Here is a 20,077-nt window from a genome sequence, read left to right as displayed (position 1 = left end):
TTTTGCAAATATATTCCTTTGTCTTGCTGATAAACATGGTGGCCTTGCATGGAAATTGTGATATATTGACTTTCATCAAATTATTCAAAACTATGAAATTGATAAGCAAAAGTCTGTATCTGACGGGTTTGTTTGTATGTATGGCTTCCTTAGCCCAAGCCCAGGTATATACCGGGGGCAATGTAAGTGTTGGCTTCGACAACAACACCACTTATGCCGATATCGCACCTGTTTTAGGGTATCAAATGGGAAAGGCAAGAGTAGGGGTGTCACCTGTGTTCAATTACAGTAAAACCACCAATCAGGATGCGCAATATAGCTTTGGTGCACGCCTTTTTGGGCAGTACACCGTCTTTCAAGGATTTTTTCTTCATGCTGAATTCGAAAGCCTGAATGTGGAAGATCGCGCCAATGATGCCGACGGGCTGCCGCCTTATGATCGCACATGGGTGGTAGGATTGCCGGTAGGTGCCGGTTACAACCAACAGCTGACCGACCGTATCAATGCCCAATTCATGGTATTATGGAATGTGATTGAAAACGAGAATACACCTACTACCAACCCCATCATACGTGGCGGCATCAATTACAGCTTTTAGCAGAGTGGCTTAAAGTTGTGTCTGCCCAATGAACGCCATTTGACGCTCTTAAGTTAAGGTAAGCTCACCTTTTCGCTATGTCAAGCACAATGTAGTGGAGCGAGATACTTCATCAAACCAAGCCAGCCTTTTGTCATGTCAAACGAAATGCAGCGGAGCATGTCATTTCGAACCTCACGCAGTGAGGTGAGAAATCTCAATCTCAAATCCGCCAAGCACTAAGTAAGAATTGCAAGAGATTTCCCGCTAACACTCGAAATGACAGGAGGAAGCTCGAAAGGGCAAGGGGAAGCTCAAAAAGACAATGTACGCCTGTGTTATTGCATATGCTTTTATTGCTTGAAAGGAAGCTGCTTTGTTTTTTGGTGAGGGCGTGCATAGGCGAAGCGCCGCAAAGGGGCAGGTAAATAATAAGCATCCAGCCCCAGAGCACTGACGCCTTGGACTTCATGCAGTGCAAGAAAACCGTCGTTTTGCAGGAGGTCGTCGTGTTCAAGAATCACTTCCATCACTTCGCCTACTATAAGCCACACATCGTTGCTTGCAATGTGGTGCTTTTCTGCAAAACGGAGCCCTATCTTTACCGGCGCTTCTTTGACATAAGGTGCCGGGAACGACTCGCTGAAGCACGGTCGTAGTCCCGTGGCTTCGAATTCAGACTCATCTTGCGCATATTTGGCAGAACATTGATGGGCTTTGTCCACAAAACCGGCCGTAATCAAGTTGAGTGTGTAATGTCCCGTGTTGGCTATATTGCTGTAAGTATGCCGTGGCACGGTCAGCGGGCGCATAATAAAACCTATATGTGGTGGGTTGGCCCCTATGTGTACAATTGAGTTGAAGGTGCCCAGGTTGTGTGTGCCTTGTCCGTTGGTGGTACCAATCAGAAAAGCCGGCTTGAAGCCGCTCAATGTGTTCATAAAAGTACGGCGATAGAGTACATCCATCGCCAATATATCATTTTGAGAAAAGTATTTCCGGCTCATGTGCTTTGTGTTTTTTGTAAAAAACTACCTTGAGCCGGAAATGTTTGACTTACCAGTTGGCAACCGTGCGTTGAAAAATGTCAAAAATGATTTTGTCCAAAATCTCTTGCACTTTGCTGCTTTCTACATCGGAAAGGCTGAGCCCTTGGTCGAAGTCGGCATATTGGGTGATGGTTTCTTCAAAGTTTTCTTCTTCGTTCAAGGTGTTCACAAAGCGGATACGCACCGAGATGGAAAGACGTGTTTGGGCTGCCTGATCGTTGCCGGTGGGGGCAATGGGGGCTATTGAATAGCCGGTGATTTCACCTTCTACATACAAATCGCCTCCATCGTTGACTACTGCCAGGCGGCTGTTGCGCTGATAATAATCGCGCAATTGAATGGTGAGGTTTTGTGCCAAATCGGCCGGACCGGCGCCCGCGTTATTAAAAAAGGTAGCAACGGTGATGCTTTGTGCGTTGGTGCTTACGCCGGAAAAGCTATAATGTCCACAGCCATAAAGACCGGGCAACAACAAAAGACTCAATATGAGTGCCGGATTGATTTTACAGATTCTCCAAACCATACTTTTTTATTTTTCGATAAAGCGTGCGTTCCGAAATGCCTAACTCTTCGGCAGCAGCCCGGCGCCGGTGGTTATGCTTTTTCAGCGCCTTGATTATCATTTCTTTTTCTTTGTCTTCGAGCGAAAGGCTCTCTTCTGCTTCTATTTCAATGACCGAGTCACTGTCGGGCAGTTCGATGGTCGGCGGTGTGCTTTCTGCTTCTTTTGAGCTTGAGCGTGTGCCGATCAGGCGCATTTCACGCCGCAACTCTTGGGTGTCAATATCCTGAAACAGCTCTTTGTGTTCTTCGATGATACGCTCACCTGCTTGGCTGCCCGACAGTTCTATGAGCTGAAAAACCAGCTTTTTCAACTCGGTAATGTCGCGCCGCATGTCAAAGAGCACCTTGTAAAGAATTTCCCGCTCGTTTAGGTCCTGCGCACCGTTGTTTTGTGATGTATGAAGCGGCATCGGCACCATGCTACGCTCTTCCTTCGGCAAAAAACGGCTGAGTATTTCAGCATTGATTTTGCGTTGAGGCGTTGTCAGCGATATTTGATAGACGAGGTTGCGCAGTTGCCGTATGTTGCCCGGAAAGCGGTAGGCACGCAGCAGCTCCATGGCGTCTTCGGTGAGCTCTATGGGGGGCACGCGGTAGCGCTCGGCAAAGTCAATGGCAAATTTCTGAAAGAGGAGAAAGATATCATTGCCACGCTCGCGCAAAGGCGGCACATAGATAGTCATGGTGCTCAGACGGTAGTAGAGGTCTTCGCGGAATTTGCCTTCCCTTACTGCCTGCTCAAGGTTTACGTTGGTAGCAGCAATGATACGCACATCTGTTTTTTGCACCTTGGACGAACCGACGCGGATAAACTCGCCGTATTCCAATACGCGCAATAAACGGGCTTGGGTGCCCAGTGGCATTTCGCCTATTTCGTCGAGGAAGAGGGTGCCTTTATCGGCTACTTCAAAAAAGCCTTTGCGCGCTTCGGTTGCACCGGTGAAAGCCCCTTTTTCATGCCCAAACAACTCCGAATCGATGGTGCCTTCCGGAATAGCTCCGCAGTTGATGGCTAAAAAGGTGTTGTGGCGCCGCGGGCTTAGCTCATGAATGATTTTGGCAAAAGACTCTTTGCCCACACCGCTCTCGCCCAGAATCAGCACACTGAGGTCAGTGGGAGCTACCAATACAGCGCGTTCAATGGCTTGGTTGAGTAGTGGTGAGTTGCCAATGATACCAAACCGCTGTTTGATGGACTGTATATCAAAATCTTTGTTTCTTCTCAGCATTCGACCGTCTTATACTGTTGGTGAAAAAATGTCAGCTTTATGCAAAGATAAGACAAATTGTCTTTTTGCGTAGCTTCATTGCATGCCGCTATCATGGGGTATAGTTGAAGCTCTATAGTCTTCTGCCGGGCTTCTTTCGTATATGAAAACATACTAAAAACGCATGTTATATAGTTGAACAAACAAAAACCAATGAGCTTCATCGACGAATGGAAGGGAATACATCTGCCGGCGAACCGTTTACGCTTGCTCTTGCGCCATCGTGTAGAAGGCTTGTTTGCCGGTGAGCACCTGTCCGGCCGCTTGCATGAGGGCATGGAATTCGAGCAGTTCAAGGCTTATCAGCCGGGCGATGATGTAACCAAAATAGATTGGCGGGCTTTTTTGCGCAGCCGGAAGCTGTGGGTCAGGCAGTCGCCTTTTTTATCAAATACTGTAGTGCATTGCGTCTTGGATGTGTCTGCTTCCATGTTGTATGAAGAAGCCGGACGCTCCAAGTGGGCTTATGCGCAATTGCTGGCGGCAGCGCTCGGCTATCTTGCTTTGCAGCAGGGCGAAGGGCTGAGAGTATGGGGCAGCATGGAGGCGCAGCTCAAAGGGGGCGTTGTCTTATACCATCTGCATGCTTTGTTGCATCAATTAAGCCGGATGCGCGCAGGTGAAAAGCTGCCCGACTTGGCGGAACCCAAAATCCCGGCAACCAAGGGACAGCACTTGTGGATGTTCTTTACTGATTTATACGATACGCCTGCCTCATGGGTAGCTTTGTGGAAGCGGCTGCGTGCTTTGGGGCATGAAGTGCATTGTTGGCATATTTTGGGTGAGCAGGAAATCAATGCTTCGTGGAAAGGGACATTGGTGTTCAAGGACCTGGAAAGCAAACGGATAAAAAAGGTGCATATCGACAGCTACCGGAAGCTGTATTTGGCCAAGATGGAGGCTTTTCTCGAAGAAGCCCGCCAAAGCTGTTTGCAGACAGGCGTACACTACCACCGCCTTCGTTTACAGGAGCCTATACATCGTGTTCTGTGGCAGGCGTTGGGGTGAATTCATCTAATCAAAAAGAAAAAAGGCAGTGCATCAACACACTGCCTTTAATAATTATGTGCATAAGCAACATGATAAGCCCTTATTTTATCTTTTGGCTCACCTGCTCTACTTTGGCTTTCTTTGCTTGCTTTTCAGCTTGTTGTGTAGCTTTGGCGTTGTCCATGGCAATATAAGGAGCAATTACCAGAGCCACCACTGACATAAGTTTCAGCAAGATATTCAACGAAGGTCCGGAAGTATCTTTGAAGGGGTCGCCTACGGTGTCGCCTACTACAGCCGCTTTGTGAGGATCAGAACCTTTGTAGAAGATTTCTTTTTTGCCGTTTACTTCAATTTCCACACCTTTTTCAAACATTTTCTTGGCGTTGTCCCAGGCACCGCCGGCATTCGATTGGAAGATGGCCATCAATACGCCCGACACGGTAACGCCTGCCAACAAGCCGCCCAGCATTTCGGCACCACCAAAGAAACCGACCAGTACGGGGGAGACTACTGCAATGATACCGGGCAGTACCATTTCACGCAAAGCAGCTTTGGTAGAAATTTCCACGCAGCGTCCGTATTCAGCTTTGCCGTCGGCAGCTTCAAAAGTCTTGCGGTCTGCATCGGACCACTGCTTCATGTCTTTGCCTTCGTTTTTGCGCATGACGTTCAAGGCGGCTTTCAGCGCAGGAATTTCATTGAACTGACGGCGCACTTCCTGAATCATCGACTGGGCGGCACGTCCTACGGCATCCATAGCCATAGATGAGAAGAGGAAAGGCAGCATGCCACCAATAAACAAACCGGCCATTACTACGGGCGACGATACGTCGATGGCGCTGATGCCTGCCGTTACTTTGAAGGCACTGAACAGAGCCAGGGCAGTCAAGGCAGCCGAACCAATAGCAAAACCTTTACCGATGGCAGCCGTGGTGTTTCCTACGGCATCCAGCTTGTCGGTGCGCTCGCGCACTTCTTTGGGCAGCTCGCTCATTTCGGCAATACCACCGGCGTTGTCCGAAATAGGACCATAAGCATCCACAGCCAGCTGAATGCCGGTGTTGGCAAGCATACCCACGGCAGCAATGGCGATGCCATACAGCCCGGCAAGCTGATAAGCGCCAATGACAGCAGCCGAGATGATAATCAAGGGCAGGGCAGTAGACTGCATGCCCACACCCAGGCCGGCAATGATGTTGGTGGCTACACCCGAAGCCGATTGCTTCACAATGCGACGTACCGGCGGCGTATCGGTACCGGTGTAAAATTCAGTAATCAAACCGATAAGCAAGCCGGCTACCAAACCAATAATGGTTGCCCAGAATACCCCCAGAGAAGTGTATGTTTTGTTTTCGAAAGTCCACTCGGCAGGCAGCAAGAAATCAATGATGAAATAAGAAGCTGCCAGCATGATAATAGCAGAAATGAACTCACCGGTATTTAAAGCTTTTTGGGGGTTGCCGTCTTCTTTTACACGTACCAGATAAGAGCCAATGATAGAAGCGATGATGCCAAAGCCGGCAAGCACCAAAGGCAACAACACAGCAGACAGGCCACCGAAGTCGTCAGCCAAGCCGTGTTGCATGAATGCTACACCCAGCACCATGGTGCCGATAATGGAGCCAATGTAAGACTCGAAGAGGTCGGCACCCATGCCGGCTACGTCGCCCACGTTGTCACCCACGTTGTCGGCAATGGTGGCAGGGTTCAGCGGGTGGTCTTCCGGAATGCCGGCTTCTACTTTACCTACCAAGTCGGCACCTACGTCGGCAGCTTTGGTATAGATACCGCCACCTACACGGGCAAAGAGTGCAATAGAAGAAGCACCAAACGAAAAGCCTGTCAATACGTTGATGACTTTTTGAACAGAAGCAGGGTCGTTCACACCCCACATTTTGCTATATACCACAAACAGAACGCCCAAACCGAACAAGCCCAAGCCTACCACGCCCAAGCCCATAACGGTACCACCGGTGAAGGCTACTTTCAGCGCACGGCTCAAGCTGTTACGGGCGGCATTGGTAGTGCGCACGTTGGCTTGAGTAGCCACACGCATGCCTATGAAACCGGCCAGGGCAGAGCAGATGGCACCCGTAATGAATGAGAGGGCAATTAAGCTTGAAGAGCTTGCCTCTTTGGCACCACTCAAGCCCAATATGACGGCCACCAGCAAAACAAACAGAATCAAAATGCGGTACTCGGCTTTCAAAAAGGCCATGGCACCTTCTGCAATTTTCTTGGCGATGCCTTGCATACGCTCGTCGCCGGGGTCGGCTTTCTTTACTTCAACGGCTTTTAGCCAGGTGAAGAACAAAGCCACTGCGCCTAAGGCAGGGACTAAGTAAATTAGTAAGTCAATACTCATAACGCTTTCGTTTTTATGTTGTTTTTTAGGTTACTTACTTCATGCAAATGCCTGCAAATATAGTAATTTTGACTAAACGAATCCTTGTATTTTTCCAATAACCTTTGGCGAAGGTTATAAAGAAAAAGACTTTCAAGCTTAAAAAAACAAATGTATGGCAAAAGCATTTGCATTTCAGGTAGCCGAGCAAATACACATCAAACAATTGCGGCAAGGCTTTGCTGCCGCGCCCGAAGTAGCCACCAATGCCGAATTGTTGTATATTCTGCAGGATAAAAAATTTCTGCACGTCTTCGACTACGGTGTGGTTGCCTTTTATGGTTTCGATGAGGTAGAAATGAGCGACCATATTGCTTTCATAAAAAAGCACGCAGAAGCAGCACTCGAACAGCCTCTTTCCGACTTCATAGAAGTAGAAATAAACGATCGTTTGGCTAAGCCGCGCGTCCAAGACGATGTGGTGATGATTCCAGGCTTATCGCTCGATTACATTCGCATCATCACCCTGAATTTGGCGCAGTCTGTAGCACTCGATTTCTATGAAGAGCTGGCACTGCAGCTGCTGAAAGCCAACAAAGCCTATGTGGATGAGTTGGAAGAAAACGGGCGTTTAAAAATATCGAAGCGCAACCTGCTGCGCTTCATCGGGCGTTGCCGCAATGTAAAAAACAGCATTGTGGATAATCTCTACATTCTCGATGAACCTTTGATTACGTGGGAAGACCCCGATTTGAGTCGTTTGAACAACCGTCTCAAAGAGTCTTTTGATATTTACAACCGCTTTCGCGACATGGACTATAAGCTGCGCATCATAGAAGAAAACCTTACGCTCTTTACTGACCTTATCCACCATCGCGAAAGCAGTCGTCTGGAATGGATCATCATCATTTTGATTTTGGTAGAGGTCGTTAACCTCTTGTTGGAAAAACTACTCTGAATCCGGCTCTTCGGGCTGATCCTCCTCGGGAAGATCTTCTATGGGAATGTCATCTATGGGCACATCTTCTATGGGCACGTCATCGATAGGTACGGCTTCGATATCCGGCTGCTCCTCGGGAAGTTCTGCCTCTTCGCCTTCGGCACGGAAGGCTTCCGGACCCGGCATTTCTTTTACAAGGCGCAGCTGCACGCGCCGGTTACGTATGCGTCCCGATTCCGTAGCATTGTCGGCTACAGGGTTGAGGTCGCCCCAGCCCCGTAGCAAGAGGCGGTCGGGGGATATGCCCGCCTGCACGAAGTAGCTCCATACAGCCAACGCGCGTGCTTCCGATACTTTCACATTGGTGCGGCGGTCGCCGGTATTACAGGTATAGCCGGCAATTTCCAGCTTTAAGTCAGGGTTGGCACTCAGGATAGTGGTTAAGCGATCCAAGAACAAGCGGCTGCCGGGGCTTAGCTCTGTTTCGCCAAAGTGAAATAAGATACTGCGCAACAATAAATTATATTCGGCTTCTGCCAGCTCCACATCTTCACGCTTGGCATAAACCAGTTCCGCATCCAGGCGCAAGAAGCGCGGCGCCAAATCTTTTAAGCTGTCGGGCAGGTTTTGTTCTACCAAGAGGGTATCGGGTTGAGGCACTATGCGCTTGATGGGGCGCTTCTTGTATCCGAAATCACGCCGGATGCCTATTTGCACCTCCAAAGCATTTTGCGGCACACTGAGGGCTTCGGCCGAAGGCATATTGAAGTCATAGCTGAAGCTAAAAGCATAACGCTGGTGCTCGAGCTGAATACCGGCAGTCACTACGCCATCGGGGTTGTACCATACATTGACGCCCAGCGTGGCTTCACGGTAAAGCAAGGAGTCGGGGTCCCATTCTTTGTTGAAATGATAAAATACGCCTACACCTGCATTGAGCTGTGAAGGACCGTTGAAAGCCATAATGTAACGGGCATTCGGATGCAAAGACACCGAGTATTTTTCAATGGCTTTGAACGAAGCATTGGCAACCAAGGTCATGGGCAGCTTGTCGTCACCGCCAATAAAAGAAGTATTGGGTTGATTGATTTGCATAAGTGCCACACCGGCAGAAGCTATGGGGCGGCGTATGCTGTCGTCCCAACGCCATTGAAGTCCCACATCACCGGTAGGAAAAAACACGGCTGCATTTTCTATGTTTTCGCCATTGGGCAGGGTAGGGTCAAAACCGCCACCGCTCCATTGGCTGCCTGTGGTGAGGCTGTTCAGGTTCAGTGCTCTTTGAAAGAAGCCGGCTTGCCCCCCAATGCTTATGTAATGATGGCTGCTGTCGGAGAGCTTCCATAGGTAGGAAAAACCTATTTTCAGCCCGGAAGTACGCAGCAATCCATTGGCACCGGCTTGGTCGCTCAGTACGGTGGCACCTATGCCTGCCCAGCGGTAGCCCAAGGTGTCTTCGAAACGCTTATACAGAGGGTAGGTGAGACTTAAGAGAGGCGTGGCAAAGGTAGTGCCACCACCCACCGATTCGCGCCTATAGAGCAGACTTGCCGACATGACGTCAGAGGTGGCAGGTAAAGCCGGGTTGGTCAACAAAGGGGATTGTTGATACTGTGTGAAAAACACATTTTGAGCTTTCAGGGCATGAAAGCTCCCCAGCATGCAAATCAAATACAAACTCAAAAAGCGTATAGTTGCCGGCATAAAAATGCATTTTTACCTACCCTATCTTACAATGATAGCAAAAATTGTGAAAGCCTTAGGCTTCTTACGAAGAAAATGTTGCAAATGTTTATCTTGAAGGTTGTCCCAATATAAAAATAGCCGGCTTCTTGTGTAAGTCGGGCAGGTTTTGCTTCCAGCTTTTGACAGGCTGCGTAAATATCCACTCATCCGGGGAAGTTAAACTTACCCCAATACACAGGTGCAAGTCGGGCTGTACTTGCTTGACCACGGCTTCCAGCAAAGCATTGTTCCGGTAAGGCGTTTCCATAAATATTTGAGCAGCGCCTTGCCGGGCAGCCTGCTCTATTTCTTTCAGCTTCCGGGCACGTGCGCCCTTGTCTATGGGCAGATAACCATGAAAGCAAAAAGCCTGTCCATTCAGTCCCGAGCCCATAAGTGTTAAAAAAATGGAAGAAGCGCCTGTCAACGGACGCACGACTACCCCATGGCGATGGGCCCATGCCACAATTTGAGCACCGGGGTCGGCTACTGCCGGCAAGCCGGCTTCTGATATCACGCCGAAATCGGTGCCTGCCAGCAGCTTTTTTAGCGGGGCATCCAAGCTATGAAAGTCGCTTTTTTTATGCCACTCGTAAAACTCCAGAGCGCCTATGTCAACGCCTATTTTCAAAGCACTGATAAAACGGCGGGCAGAACGCACATTTTCCACAAAAAAATAACGCACGTGGCGCAGCACTTCAATGACCTGCGGCGTGGTGACTGCCTGCTCGCTGCCGCTTGCCAGTGCCGATGGAATCAAAAAAAGTGTGCCGGATGTATTGGTGCCCATATGGTTGCCGGTTTAGTTTTGACTTATTGACGAACGGCAGAGCGCAGTGCTGCCGGGAAGGTGTTGGGATCATACTGATGCAAACGAAGGTGTGCCTGTTCGTAAAAAGGGCGGCGCTTTTCATAAAGCTCGAGTACAAAGCGCCGGAGATGCTCTTCCGTATCGCACTCCTTTAAAAGCGGACGTTGCGCCCGCCCATGCCACAGACGCTGTATGATGCTTTCAAGCGGGCAATCCAGGAATACCACCAAGCCGGTTTCTTTCATGAATGCCATGTTGTCGAAAAAACAGGGCGTACCGCCGCCGGTAGCTATGATACGGTTCGCTCCTTGACTAATCTGATGAAGCACCCGGCGCTCTATTTCCCTGAATTGCGCTTCGCCCGATGCTTCAAACAGCGCCGGGATGCTCTGCCCGTGCAGTGCTTCAATGAACACGTCCATATCATAGAACTTGTACCCCATGGAGCGTGCCCATGCCATGCCACAAGTGGTTTTGCCTGCACCGGGCATTCCTATCAAGTAAACGACCATTTGATTCTCTGCTCTAAGCTTTTTATTTTTCCCAAAAATAAACAAAAAGCTGTGCAATCACTGAAAGACCAAATCAAGCAAAGAGCCGAAGCACTAACCGGTGAGCTGGTAGCCATTCGCCGGCATTTGCATCAACATCCTGAACTCTCTTTTCAAGAACACGAAACGGCACGTTATGTAGCCGGCCATCTTAGCGATATAGGCATTCCCTTTGAGGCAGGCATTGCCGGCACGGGCATTGTGGCGAAGATAGAAGGCAAAAATCCGGAGAAAAAGACCGTAGCCCTGCGTGCCGATATGGATGCCCTGCCCATTGAAGAAGCCAATGATGTACCTTACCGCTCGCAGAACCCGGGGGTTATGCATGCCTGCGGGCATGATGTGCATACCACTTGCCTGCTGGGCGCCGCCCGTTTGCTGTATGAATGCAGAGACCACTGGGAGGGCACTGTCAAGCTTCTTTTTCAGCCCGGCGAAGAGCGCATTCCCGGAGGGGCTTCTTTGATGATAAAAGAGGGGGCTTTGGAAAACCCGCGCCCTTCGGCGGTGATAGGCCAGCACGTCATGCCCTTGATTCCGGTAGGCAAGGTTGGCTTTCGAGAAGGCATGTACATGGCAAGCACCGATGAGTTGTATTTGCGCGTCATAGGGAAGGGCGGGCACGGTGCCATGCCCGAGCTGTGCATTGACCCCGTAGCCATTGCCGCACAAATCATCGTGGCCTTGCAGCAAGTCGTCAGCCGCCGCAGCAGCCCCAAAATGCCTACGGTGCTCACTTTTGGAAAAGTGGTAGCCAATGGAGCTACCAACGTCATTCCCAATGAGGTGTACCTCGAAGGCACTTTCCGCACTTTCGATGAACAGTGGCGTGCTCAAGCCCACGACATCATTAGACAAATGGCCACCGGCATAGCCGAAAGCATGGGCGCCCGCTGTGAGGTGGAAATACGCAAAGGCTACCCTTTCCTTTACAATGCGCCCGAATTGACGCGCAGAGCCAAGCAAGCCGCCATTGAGTATTTGGGTGAAGAAAACGTGGTAGATTTGGACTTATGGCTGGCAGCCGAGGACTTTGCCTACTACAGCCAAGTAGCCGATGCTTGTTTTTACCGCTTGGGTACACGCAATGAAGCGCGTGGCATTGTGTCATCGGTGCACACGCCCACTTTCGATATAGACGAAGCAGCGCTGCCCATAGGGGCCGGCCTGATGGCATGGCTGGCACTTACCGAACTCCGGCAATGATTCTATAACCGTATTGCCCGGGTCATTTCCCGTTTGCCGGGTGGTCCGGGCAGTGCTTCCACGGCAAAGCCATGGCTTTTTAAGAGGCGTTTAAATGCACCTTGAGCACAGTAAGTGACTACTACGCTGCCCGGGTGAGTCAAGGCATGCAGCTTCTGCACGCTTGCCGTGTCCCATAGCTCTGCCTGCGCCGAAGGTGCAAAGGCATCGTAGTAAATAAGGTCGAAAGTATGCTCACTTTGAAACGCCTGCCATGTGATGTGGTGTTTCATTACCTGCATGCGCGCCCCCCAAGGGAAAGCGTGTGCCCATGGTTTTCCATGCAGTTCGATGAAAGCGGGATGCCAAGCCCTAAGGGCCGGAGGCAGCGGATAGGCGCGTATGGTTTCAAGAGCCAGTGGGTAGGCTTCTATGCCTTCATAAGCGAGGCAGTGTGAGGGAAGCCGCTCTTCTAAGATGATGCGGCTCAACAGGGCATTCAAGCCGGAGCCAAAGCCCATCTCTAAAATTTTTATCTTGCTTTGGCGTTCTGCAACAAACAAAAGCCCTTGTTCGATGAACACATGCATGGACTCTTGCAGTGCGCCGTGTGTGGAGTGGTAGGTAGCGCCCAGCAAAGGATGGCGCAGTGTGAACGAACCGTCTTGTGTTTCAAGCAGAGGAGCGTTGATGGGGGCTTCTTGCATTTTGGGAAAACACTTATTTAGAAATTTTTAAAATAACTACTTTTGTATAAAATCAAAGATACGTCGAAAATAGCAAACTATGCTTTTATCTGAAAGGCTTGTGCGCCGGGTGGCTTTTCACCTGCGCGAAAAAATGGCTGAATTTCCCGAGTCAGAGCTGGAACGCATTCAAAACGAGCGTACCGAAGGGGACCTGAGCCCCGATGGGTGGATTCGTGCCATCATCGATCGAGGCGAGGACCTGCACCTTGCCATTGTCGTGCATGGATACAGTAATGATGAGCTCTTGGCTTACTTTTACGAGACAGATTCCCCCATTATTTTGTTCCGCTACTTGCCCAATGGTGAGATTGTGCCCGTCATCTTAAAAAAGAAAGGGTCAAAGACTGTTGTAGAAGAGTATTTCGACGAAACAAGCGGAGCATGGAAAGAGCGTGAGGTGACAGACCTGAACATTTATATACGCTTCGAAGACCCGGTAGATGTGTCGCTCAATGACAAAATCATAGCTTTGACGGCTTTCCCCATGCCCTATGCTCTTAAGGAGTATGAGGAAAAAAAGCCTTTGACTCCCTTTCAGCGCCTGCTTCTTTTGCTTAAAAGTGAGCGGCATATTCTACTTTACATTTATGTGTATGCTATCATTTCCGGTCTAATAGCCCTTTCGCTGCCGTTGGGTGTGCAAGCTACTTTCCGGCTGATTTCCAGTGGAAAAATACTGACTTCGGTGATTGTTGTCATAGCCTTGGTGATTGTGGGCTTGGGGGCATCGGGTGGCTTGCAGCTGATGCAGCTTTGGCTGGTGGAAATTCTTCAGCAGCGGGTTTTTGCCAAGGCAGCGTTTGAGTTTGCCTATCGCATCCCCAAAATTTTGCCTTCGGTTTTGAAAAAATACTATCCGCCGGAGCTCATGAACCGCTTTTTCGATGTGGTCATTCTGCAAAAAGAGCTTCCCAAACTGCTGGTTGACTTGTCGGCAGCCGCCTTGCAAGTGGTTTTCGGGCTGTTGTTGCTTTCGCTTTACCACCCCTTTTTCTTGGGATTGATATTCTTTACCTTCTTGTTTATTGGCATCTTGCTTTACTATACCTTCGACCGTGGCTTGTACACTTCCATCAAGGAGTCAACCTATAAATACAAAATTGCCCATTGGCTGGAAGAGATAGCCCGCACCGTGCGCTCTTTTCGTTTATCTACAAGCAGCCGGCTGCCCCTCTCTAAGATGGACGAGCTGGTAAACTACTATTTGTATTATCGCAAAGAGCACTTCAAAGTGCTGGTGAATCAATACTTGTTTGTGTTGGTGTTCAAAATCATCATTGTTGGGGGCTTGTTGATACTGGGCAGCACCCTCGTGGTGGAGCGGCAAATCAGCTTAGGGCAGCTGGTTGCTTCCGAAGTGATGATTATTTTGGTGGTCAATGCCATTGAAAAGCTGGTGTTGGGCCTGCCCACCGTTTACGATGCGCTGACGGCAGTGGAAAAAATAGCGCAGGTAACCGATTTGCCCCTGGAAAAGCGCCACGGTGTGCTGGTCGATTTTCATCGTTATCCCGAAGGCTTGGAAATACACATGGAAGACGTGCGTGCTTCCTACAATTCCAATAAGCGTATTTTAAAAGGAATTACCCTCACTGCCTTGCCGGGAGAAACCATATGCATTGCAGGCCCCGAAGGTGCGGGCAAGCATACACTCATGCGGGTGCTTACCGGCTTTGTGGAATACGAAGGCTATATTTCCGTCAATGGCTTTTCACTCAAGGATATTGATGTGGACATGTGGCGCGCAGTAGTGGAAAACAACTTTTCCGAAGATGAAGTCTTTGCAGGCACCATCCTGGAAAATATTGTCATGGGCAAGCCCAATGTAAAGATGAAAGACGTGTATGAAGCCATAGAAGTTATGGGACTGGCCGACGTCATAGGCCGCCTGCCTAAAGGCATTCATACCGAGCTTTTGGCAGATGGGCGCCCGCTCTCTATCAGCGAGCGTCATAAGCTCATTTTGGCACGCTGCATCGTGTCGAAGCCTAAACTGCTGATTATTATAGACCACTTCCAAGAAATGCAAAACTCTGAGAAGAAGCGCATCTTGCAGTGGCTTACCCAGGAAAGGCACCCATGGACTCTGTTTATGTTGTCGAATGACCCTGTCTTCTTGTCTTTGGCAAAACGGGTGATAGTATTGGAAAAAGGACAGGTTGTAGCCGAAGGAACCTACGAAGAGTTAATGAATGAGCGTCACTTCCGTGCATTTATGACCGAAAACGTATGATGTTATGTTGAAGATATCGAAAGAAAGCATTGAAAATGAATATATTGAACGGCGGGTGTATGCCTTCCGCCTGTTGCAGACCCCGCGCTCGGCGCGCAATTTTGCCAAAGTATTGGTGGGGCTGTTTGCTTTTGGTCTCTTAACCCTTTTCTTACCATGGACGCAGAACATACCCGCCGGCGGAAAGGTAACTGCCTTTTTCCCGAAAGACCGCCCACAAGAAGTGCCGGCAGTGATTGGGGGGCGTATTCAACAATGGTATGTGCAGGAGGGGCAGTTCGTGAACCGGGGCGATACTTTGCTGCGCATCGGGGAAATCAAGCCGGAGTATTTCGACCCCGACCTCTTGGAGCGCTTGCGCGAACAAGTGGTAGCCAAAGAAGCGGCCATTGAAGCCACCAAAGCCAATATCGAAGCTTTGAAGCAGCGCTTGCCCGTATTGCGGCAGGCGGCAAACTTGAGCCTTCAGAAGGCGGAAAACAAAGTGAAGCAGTATCGCCTGAAGGTAAGCAGCGACAGCTCGAACTACCAGGCACAACTTATTGATTTTCAGTTGGCAGAAAACCAATTGCGCCGCTATGATACGCTCTATCAAAAAGGACTTATTTCATTGACCGATTACCAAAAACGCCAATTAAAATATCAAGAATCGCAGGCAAAGTTGATAAAAGCCGAAAACGACTACTTAGGCTCGCAACAAGAATATCTGAACGCTTTGATTGAGCTTAGCTCTATCCGGGCAGAGTACCGGGAAAAAATATTGAAAGCCGAAGCAGAGCTGCGCAGTTACGAATCCTACCTTGCCAATGCGCAGCTGGAATTGGCTGCCTACAGAAACAAATATGCCAGCACGGTCATACGGAATGAAAATTACTACATCTTAGCTCCGCAGTCCGGCTATGTGGTCAAGGCAATGAGCCAAGGGATTGGCGAAATCGTAAAGGAGGGCGAGCCCGTGGTGCAAATCCAACCGGCACGCCCGCAAAAAGCAGTGGAGTTGTATGTGAAAGCCATGGACGTGCCTTTGATTACCCCCGGGCGTGAGGTGCGTATCGAATTTGCCGGATGGCCTGCTTTCCAATTTTCGGGATGGCCCAGTGTGAGTGTAGGTACCTTTGCCGGCAGGGTGAAGGTCATCGACTATGTAAGCCAGCCTGATGGTACTTATCGTATCTTGGCTTTGCCCGATGCTACCAACGACCCCGAATGGCCCGAGCAACTGCGCATCGGCTCGGCTGTGCGGGCATTCATCCTGCTCGATGATGTGCCCGTGTGGTATGAAATCTGGCGACAGCTGAACGGTTTCCCGCCCAGCTTAAAAGAAGCGCCCGATGAAAAAGGTGATAAAGACAAAGGTGCAAAAAAGAAATAAGCCGGTGATTCGAAAACAACAATTTCTCTTTTGGATATTAAAGTTTTTGGCAGTTACTGCCTATGCGCAAGAAGACACCACCAAACGCCTGAGCTTGCAGGAGGTGTTGCAGTGGGTGGCTGCCTACCACCCTGTGATGAAACAGGCCGACCTCTACTTGGAGCAGGGGCGCTTTGCCTTGCGCCAGGCACGTGGCAACTTCGATCCCCAACTGAAAGGTACATGGGACGAGAAAAATTTTAAAACCAAACAATACTATCAGTATATCAATACGTATGTGTCGGTGCCTTTATGGATTGGCGAGCTGAAAGCCGGCTATGAGCGTAACCAAGGTTTGTATATCAACCCGGATCGCACAGTGCCCGAAGAAGGGCTATGGTATGCCGGCATAAAGGTGCCTTTGGGCTATGGTTTGTTTATCGATGAACGGCGCAATGCCCTGCGCCAAGCACAGCTGATGCAAGAAATGGCCGCTGCCGAGCGGCTGAAGACCATCAACAAGCTGTATTATCAAGTCGTGAAAGACTACTGGAACTGGTACTTTGCCTACCGCAAAAAGGAGGCGCTTCAGCGTGCCTATGACTTGGTAAATGCCCGTTATGAGTTTACCCTCGAAAAAGTGAAGATGGGCGAAGAGGCGCCTATAGATTCCCTGGAGGCCGGCATCAACCGTCAGGACCGCCAGATTATGTTGTTGGAAGCCGAGGCCGAGCTTACACAAGCACGCTTGGCGTTGTCGGCGCACCTGTGGACCGAAGACGGCACGCCCGTAGAGCTAAATCCGGAAGTGGCACCCGACGAACCCAAGCAGGCTACCGAGCAGCCTTTTCAAGAACGCTATCCACTCGAAACGCTCAAACAGCAGTTGGAAGCACAACATCCCGAATTGCAAAAGTTACGCTTGAAATACCAAAGCTTAGAGTTTGAGCGCCGCCTGTATGCCGAAAAGATGAAACCCAAGCTCAACTTAAACTATAATTTTCTTTCGGCACAACCGGTAAAGAGCGGCGAGTGGAACGGCACTTATTTGCAAAACAACTACAAATTTGGCATTGAATTGGCTTTTCCGCTCTTCATGCGTGAGGCCGGTGGCAAGCGCCAGCAGGTAAAAGTGAAACAGTTGCAAAACGAGCAAGAACAGCTCTACTTATTGCGCACGCTGTATAATGATCTGGAGGCCGCTTACCGTACACTCTTGCTTACGGAGCAAAACTTGCGCAATCTTTTAAGCATGGTGCAGAACTACCGCGCTTTGCGTGATGGTGAATATGCCAAGTTTATAGCCGGTGAGAGTTACGTTTTTTTGGTAAACAAACGTGAGGAGAAGCTGCTTGATGCAGAAATCAAGCTGGCGAAGACACAAGCAGCCTACGAAAAGCTCAAGGTAGAAGTGCTTTGGCTGAGTGGATTGCCCCTGTGGAGCTTGCCCTAAGCTTACGTAGCGCCCGGGCTTGTATGGCTGCATACTAAGCACATGTGCTTATGCGTTATCTTTTTAGCCAAAGAATTCAAATAAAAACTATGCAATTAAGAAAGAAGGTCTTGGGAGCGCTGCTGTTTATTGTGGGGATAGGCGTTTTCTGTCAGCTTAGTGCGCAATCCTTGCCGCGTCGTCCCTTTATAGGTTTGGATTTACGCTGGAATACCGAGGAAGAGGTGCTTGAAGTAGCAAGAGTACATGCCGGAAGTGCTGCCGAAAAAGCCGGTATTTTGCCCGGCGACCGTCTGTTGCATCTCGATGACACCCCTTTGAAAAGCTATACCCAGCTACTTGAATTGGTAAGGCGTAATTACAAAGTGGGCGACAAGGTTACATTAAGCATCCGGCGTGGCGGGCAGTTGTTAAGCTACCGCCTGCGGCTGGGGAAATATCCCACCGAGCAAGCCCCCGATTTTGCCATAGACTATCGCGAAATAAAAACCCCGCAAGGACGCTTGCGTTGCATCGTTACGCGCCCCCCAAATAGCCAAGCGGTGCCGGCCGTACTTTTCATACAAGGCATTGCCTGCCAAAGTATCGATACCCCTTTCGACACGCAGCGCCCCTATACACAACTGCTTTATGAACTGACACGCCAAGGCGTGGCCACCATACGTGTAGAAAAATTTGGTATTGGCGACAGCGAAGGCCCCGACTGCATAGAAGTAGATTTTGAAACCGAACGCCAGGCTTTTTTGCAAGCCCTGCGGGCAGTCAAGCAATACGACTTCGTGGACAGCACACAGGTTTTTTTGCTGGGGCATAGTGTGGGTGGCATTCTGGCAGTACAAATAGCCAACCATGAACCGGTCAAAGGCATCATTGTGTATGGAACGGTAGGGCGTCGCTGGACAGACTACCTGCTGGAATCGCGCCGCCGTCTGTTTATGATGAAAGGCAAGCCTGAAGCCGAAATCGACGATTACCTGAATGGTATCAACCGTTGCAATGTGGAGTACTTCGTGCTGCATCGCCCTAAGAGCGAAGTGGCCAATGCCAATCCCGCTTATGAGCGTTATTTAAGGCTGTTCGACATACGCAGCGACCAATATTGGTTTCAGCTGCAGGAGGTCAATGTACCGGCAGAGTGGAGCCGTTACGATGGCTTTGTGCTTAGCTTGTGGGGCGAGTTCGATGTGGCTTCGCTTGAAGAAGACCACCAAATGATAGCCCATATCGTGAATAAACGGCAGCCCGAACGGGCAGTGTATGTGCGTGTGCCCCAAGCCGACCACGGCATGCGCTGGACTACTTCATACCGCGAGGTGGTGGCGCCCTATAATCCTGTTATTGGGCATATTGTGAATCAGTGGATACAAGCCGTCTGTCAAGCACCATGATTTTAGTGTAGGCAGGCACTGGTATTGTTTTGCCGTTTCGGGCTTCTTGCCTCGTTAATTCGAGCTTCCCTGCTGCCATTTCGAGCGCAAGCGGGAAATCTCTTGCCTTGGTTTGACGAGAAGTCTCACTTCGTTCGACATGACAAAAACCTTCAGTGGGGCTTCTTACTGCATTTGCACTTCGTTTGAAGGGACAAGCCACGTTGCTTTTTGCCCGGCACGGCAGGTTTTGTTTTCAACTTCAGGGAAGGGGACAGGCGAGCAACTTTATGCCGCCTGCTCTCAGAAGAACCGGTGAGACACGATGTAAAACAACAAAAGCGGTTGTATCCTGACAACCGCTTTGCTTAGTTATGAAAACAGAGACCTGCTCTTAGAGCGCAATCACGCCTTTTTTCAAGTTAAGAGTGCCTTTCTTTTTGGCTTTGCGCAAGGCTTCTTCTATGCCAATGCGGTTGATGATGCGCAGGGCGTGGGTAGAAACCTTCATTTCAATCCAACGGTCTTCCGAAGGCAGGTAAAAGCGCTTCTTTTGCAAGTTGGGATAGAAACGGCGCTTTGTTTTATTGTTAGCGTGCGATACGTGGTTTCCCACACGCGGACGCTTCCCGGTTAATTGACAAACCTTTGCCATGATAAACTATCTTTTATTAAAACGGTGACACATATACTCATTTAGGACGGCAAATATAAGACCTTTTCCGATGCTACGCAAATATGCCACGGAAATTCAGGCAGTTGCTGCCGCTTTCTTTATGAAAAAAGGCTCCGTTATGGAGCCTTTCAGTGTGCCGAAGGCGGGACTCGAACCCGCACGGTGTTGCCACCACACGCCCCTGAAACGTGCGCGTCTACCAATTCCGCCACTTCGGCGCAGCGTCTTTGCAGACGCAAA

Annotated in this window: 17 protein-coding genes and 1 tRNA gene; 8 read left to right on the top strand and 10 right to left on the bottom strand. The window is 49.7% G+C overall.

Annotation, left to right across the window (positions count from 1 at the left end; genetic code table 11):
- Nucleotides 1-92 precede the first annotated feature (92 nt).
- Nucleotides 93-599 carry a hypothetical protein gene (locus QVE43_RS06810; protein ID WP_288005449.1) on the top strand — a complete coding sequence of 169 codons (507 nt, stop codon included), beginning with the start codon at nt 93-95 and terminating at the stop codon, nt 597-599.
- A gap of 332 nt (nt 600-931) precedes the next feature.
- Here QVE43_RS06810 and QVE43_RS06805 read toward each other — a convergent pair whose 3' ends face one another.
- From QVE43_RS06805 to QVE43_RS06795, 3 genes are read right to left on the bottom strand one after another with little or no spacing between them, the layout of a single operon-like run.
- Nucleotides 932-1,585, bottom strand: coding sequence for a flavin reductase family protein (locus tag QVE43_RS06805; protein WP_288005447.1), 654 nt, complete (start codon nt 1,583-1,585; stop codon nt 932-934).
- Nucleotides 1,586-1,634: 49 nt separating this feature from the next.
- Nucleotides 1,635-2,150: an LptE family protein gene (locus QVE43_RS06800; RefSeq protein ID WP_038028624.1), complete on the bottom strand. Its 516-nt coding sequence runs from the start codon at nt 2,148-2,150 to the stop codon at nt 1,635-1,637.
- Nucleotides 2,131-3,420 (bottom strand): sigma-54-dependent Fis family transcriptional regulator, encoded by a 1,290-nt coding sequence (locus QVE43_RS06795; protein WP_288005444.1) that lies wholly within the window; start codon nt 3,418-3,420, stop codon nt 2,131-2,133. The genes QVE43_RS06800 and QVE43_RS06795 overlap by 20 nt, the downstream gene beginning before the upstream one ends.
- Nucleotides 3,421-3,612: 192 nt before the next feature.
- Between QVE43_RS06795 and QVE43_RS06790 the strand changes: the two genes are divergently transcribed.
- Entirely contained in the window at nt 3,613-4,467 is an 855-nt protein-coding gene (locus tag QVE43_RS06790) for a DUF58 domain-containing protein (RefSeq protein WP_288005442.1), read from the top strand.
- 82 nt (nt 4,468-4,549) lie between these two features.
- Here the strand turns inward: QVE43_RS06790 and QVE43_RS06785 are convergent, their stop codons facing one another.
- Complete coding sequence (locus QVE43_RS06785) at nt 4,550-6,817, bottom strand: sodium-translocating pyrophosphatase (RefSeq protein ID WP_288005439.1); 2,268 nt, start codon at nt 6,815-6,817, stop codon at nt 4,550-4,552.
- A gap of 154 nt (nt 6,818-6,971) precedes the next feature.
- Between QVE43_RS06785 and QVE43_RS06780 the strand changes: the two genes are divergently transcribed.
- Nucleotides 6,972-7,754 (top strand): RMD1 family protein, encoded by a 783-nt coding sequence (locus tag QVE43_RS06780; protein ID WP_288005437.1) that lies wholly within the window; start codon nt 6,972-6,974, stop codon nt 7,752-7,754.
- Here QVE43_RS06780 and QVE43_RS06775 read toward each other — a convergent pair.
- The 3 genes from QVE43_RS06775 to QVE43_RS06765 form a co-directional block, all read right to left on the bottom strand.
- Nucleotides 7,746-9,440: a PorP/SprF family type IX secretion system membrane protein gene (locus tag QVE43_RS06775; RefSeq protein WP_288005435.1), complete on the bottom strand. Its 1,695-nt coding sequence runs from the start codon at nt 9,438-9,440 to the stop codon at nt 7,746-7,748. The two genes, QVE43_RS06780 and QVE43_RS06775, sit on opposite strands and share 9 nt — an antisense overlap.
- Before the next feature lie 88 nt (nt 9,441-9,528).
- Complete coding sequence (locus tag QVE43_RS06770) at nt 9,529-10,251, bottom strand: SAM-dependent methyltransferase (protein WP_288005433.1); 723 nt, start codon at nt 10,249-10,251, stop codon at nt 9,529-9,531.
- A 23-nt stretch (nt 10,252-10,274) separates the two neighbouring features.
- The gene (locus tag QVE43_RS06765) at nt 10,275-10,784 is read right to left on the bottom strand and encodes a shikimate kinase (RefSeq protein ID WP_288005431.1); all 510 of its coding nucleotides are present in this window, start codon (nt 10,782-10,784) and stop codon (nt 10,275-10,277) included.
- A 51-nt stretch (nt 10,785-10,835) separates the two neighbouring features.
- Here QVE43_RS06765 and QVE43_RS06760 point away from each other — a divergent pair, with 51 nt between their 5' ends.
- Nucleotides 10,836-12,029 (top strand): M20 family metallopeptidase, encoded by a 1,194-nt coding sequence (locus QVE43_RS06760; protein ID WP_374758340.1) that lies wholly within the window; start codon nt 10,836-10,838, stop codon nt 12,027-12,029.
- 2 nt (nt 12,030-12,031) lie between these two features.
- Here the strand turns inward: QVE43_RS06760 and mnmD are convergent, their stop codons facing one another.
- Nucleotides 12,032-12,715 carry a tRNA (5-methylaminomethyl-2-thiouridine)(34)-methyltransferase MnmD gene (gene mnmD / locus QVE43_RS06755; RefSeq protein ID WP_288005429.1) on the bottom strand — a complete coding sequence of 228 codons (684 nt, stop codon included), beginning with the start codon at nt 12,713-12,715 and terminating at the stop codon, nt 12,032-12,034.
- Between the two features lie 79 nt (nt 12,716-12,794).
- On the opposite strand from mnmD, the gene QVE43_RS06750 reads away from it, so the two are divergent.
- The 4 genes from QVE43_RS06750 (at nt 12,795) to QVE43_RS06735 (ending at nt 19,182) form a co-directional block, all read left to right on the top strand.
- Nucleotides 12,795-14,990, top strand: coding sequence for a peptidase domain-containing ABC transporter (locus QVE43_RS06750; protein ID WP_288005426.1), 2,196 nt, complete (start codon nt 12,795-12,797; stop codon nt 14,988-14,990).
- A gap of 4 nt (nt 14,991-14,994) precedes the next feature.
- A complete protein-coding gene (locus QVE43_RS06745) occupies nt 14,995-16,362 on the top strand; it encodes an HlyD family secretion protein (RefSeq protein WP_288005424.1) in 1,368 nt (455 codons plus the stop codon).
- Nucleotides 16,322-17,794 carry a TolC family protein gene (locus QVE43_RS06740; RefSeq protein ID WP_288005422.1) on the top strand — a complete coding sequence of 491 codons (1,473 nt, stop codon included), beginning with the start codon at nt 16,322-16,324 and terminating at the stop codon, nt 17,792-17,794. Before QVE43_RS06745 ends, QVE43_RS06740 begins: the two co-directional genes overlap by 41 nt.
- Nucleotides 17,795-17,883: 89 nt before the next feature.
- Nucleotides 17,884-19,182, top strand: coding sequence for an alpha/beta fold hydrolase (locus QVE43_RS06735; protein WP_288005419.1), 1,299 nt, complete (start codon nt 17,884-17,886; stop codon nt 19,180-19,182).
- A gap of 373 nt (nt 19,183-19,555) precedes the next feature.
- Here QVE43_RS06735 and rpmB read toward each other — a convergent pair whose 3' ends face one another.
- Nucleotides 19,556-19,816 carry a 50S ribosomal protein L28 gene (gene rpmB, locus QVE43_RS06730; protein WP_038028655.1) on the bottom strand — a complete coding sequence of 87 codons (261 nt, stop codon included), beginning with the start codon at nt 19,814-19,816 and terminating at the stop codon, nt 19,556-19,558.
- Between the two features lie 155 nt (nt 19,817-19,971).
- Nucleotides 19,972-20,055 (bottom strand) — tRNA-Leu (locus QVE43_RS06725).
- Between the last annotated feature and the right edge of the window lie 22 nt (nt 20,056-20,077).

It is taken from the genome of Thermonema sp. (genome assembly GCF_026003375.1).
Lineage (GTDB): Bacteria > Bacteroidota > Bacteroidia > Cytophagales > Thermonemataceae > Thermonema > Thermonema rossianum.
Note: the sequence above shows the minus strand (reverse complement) of the source record. Positions and strands in the feature narration are given on the sequence as shown.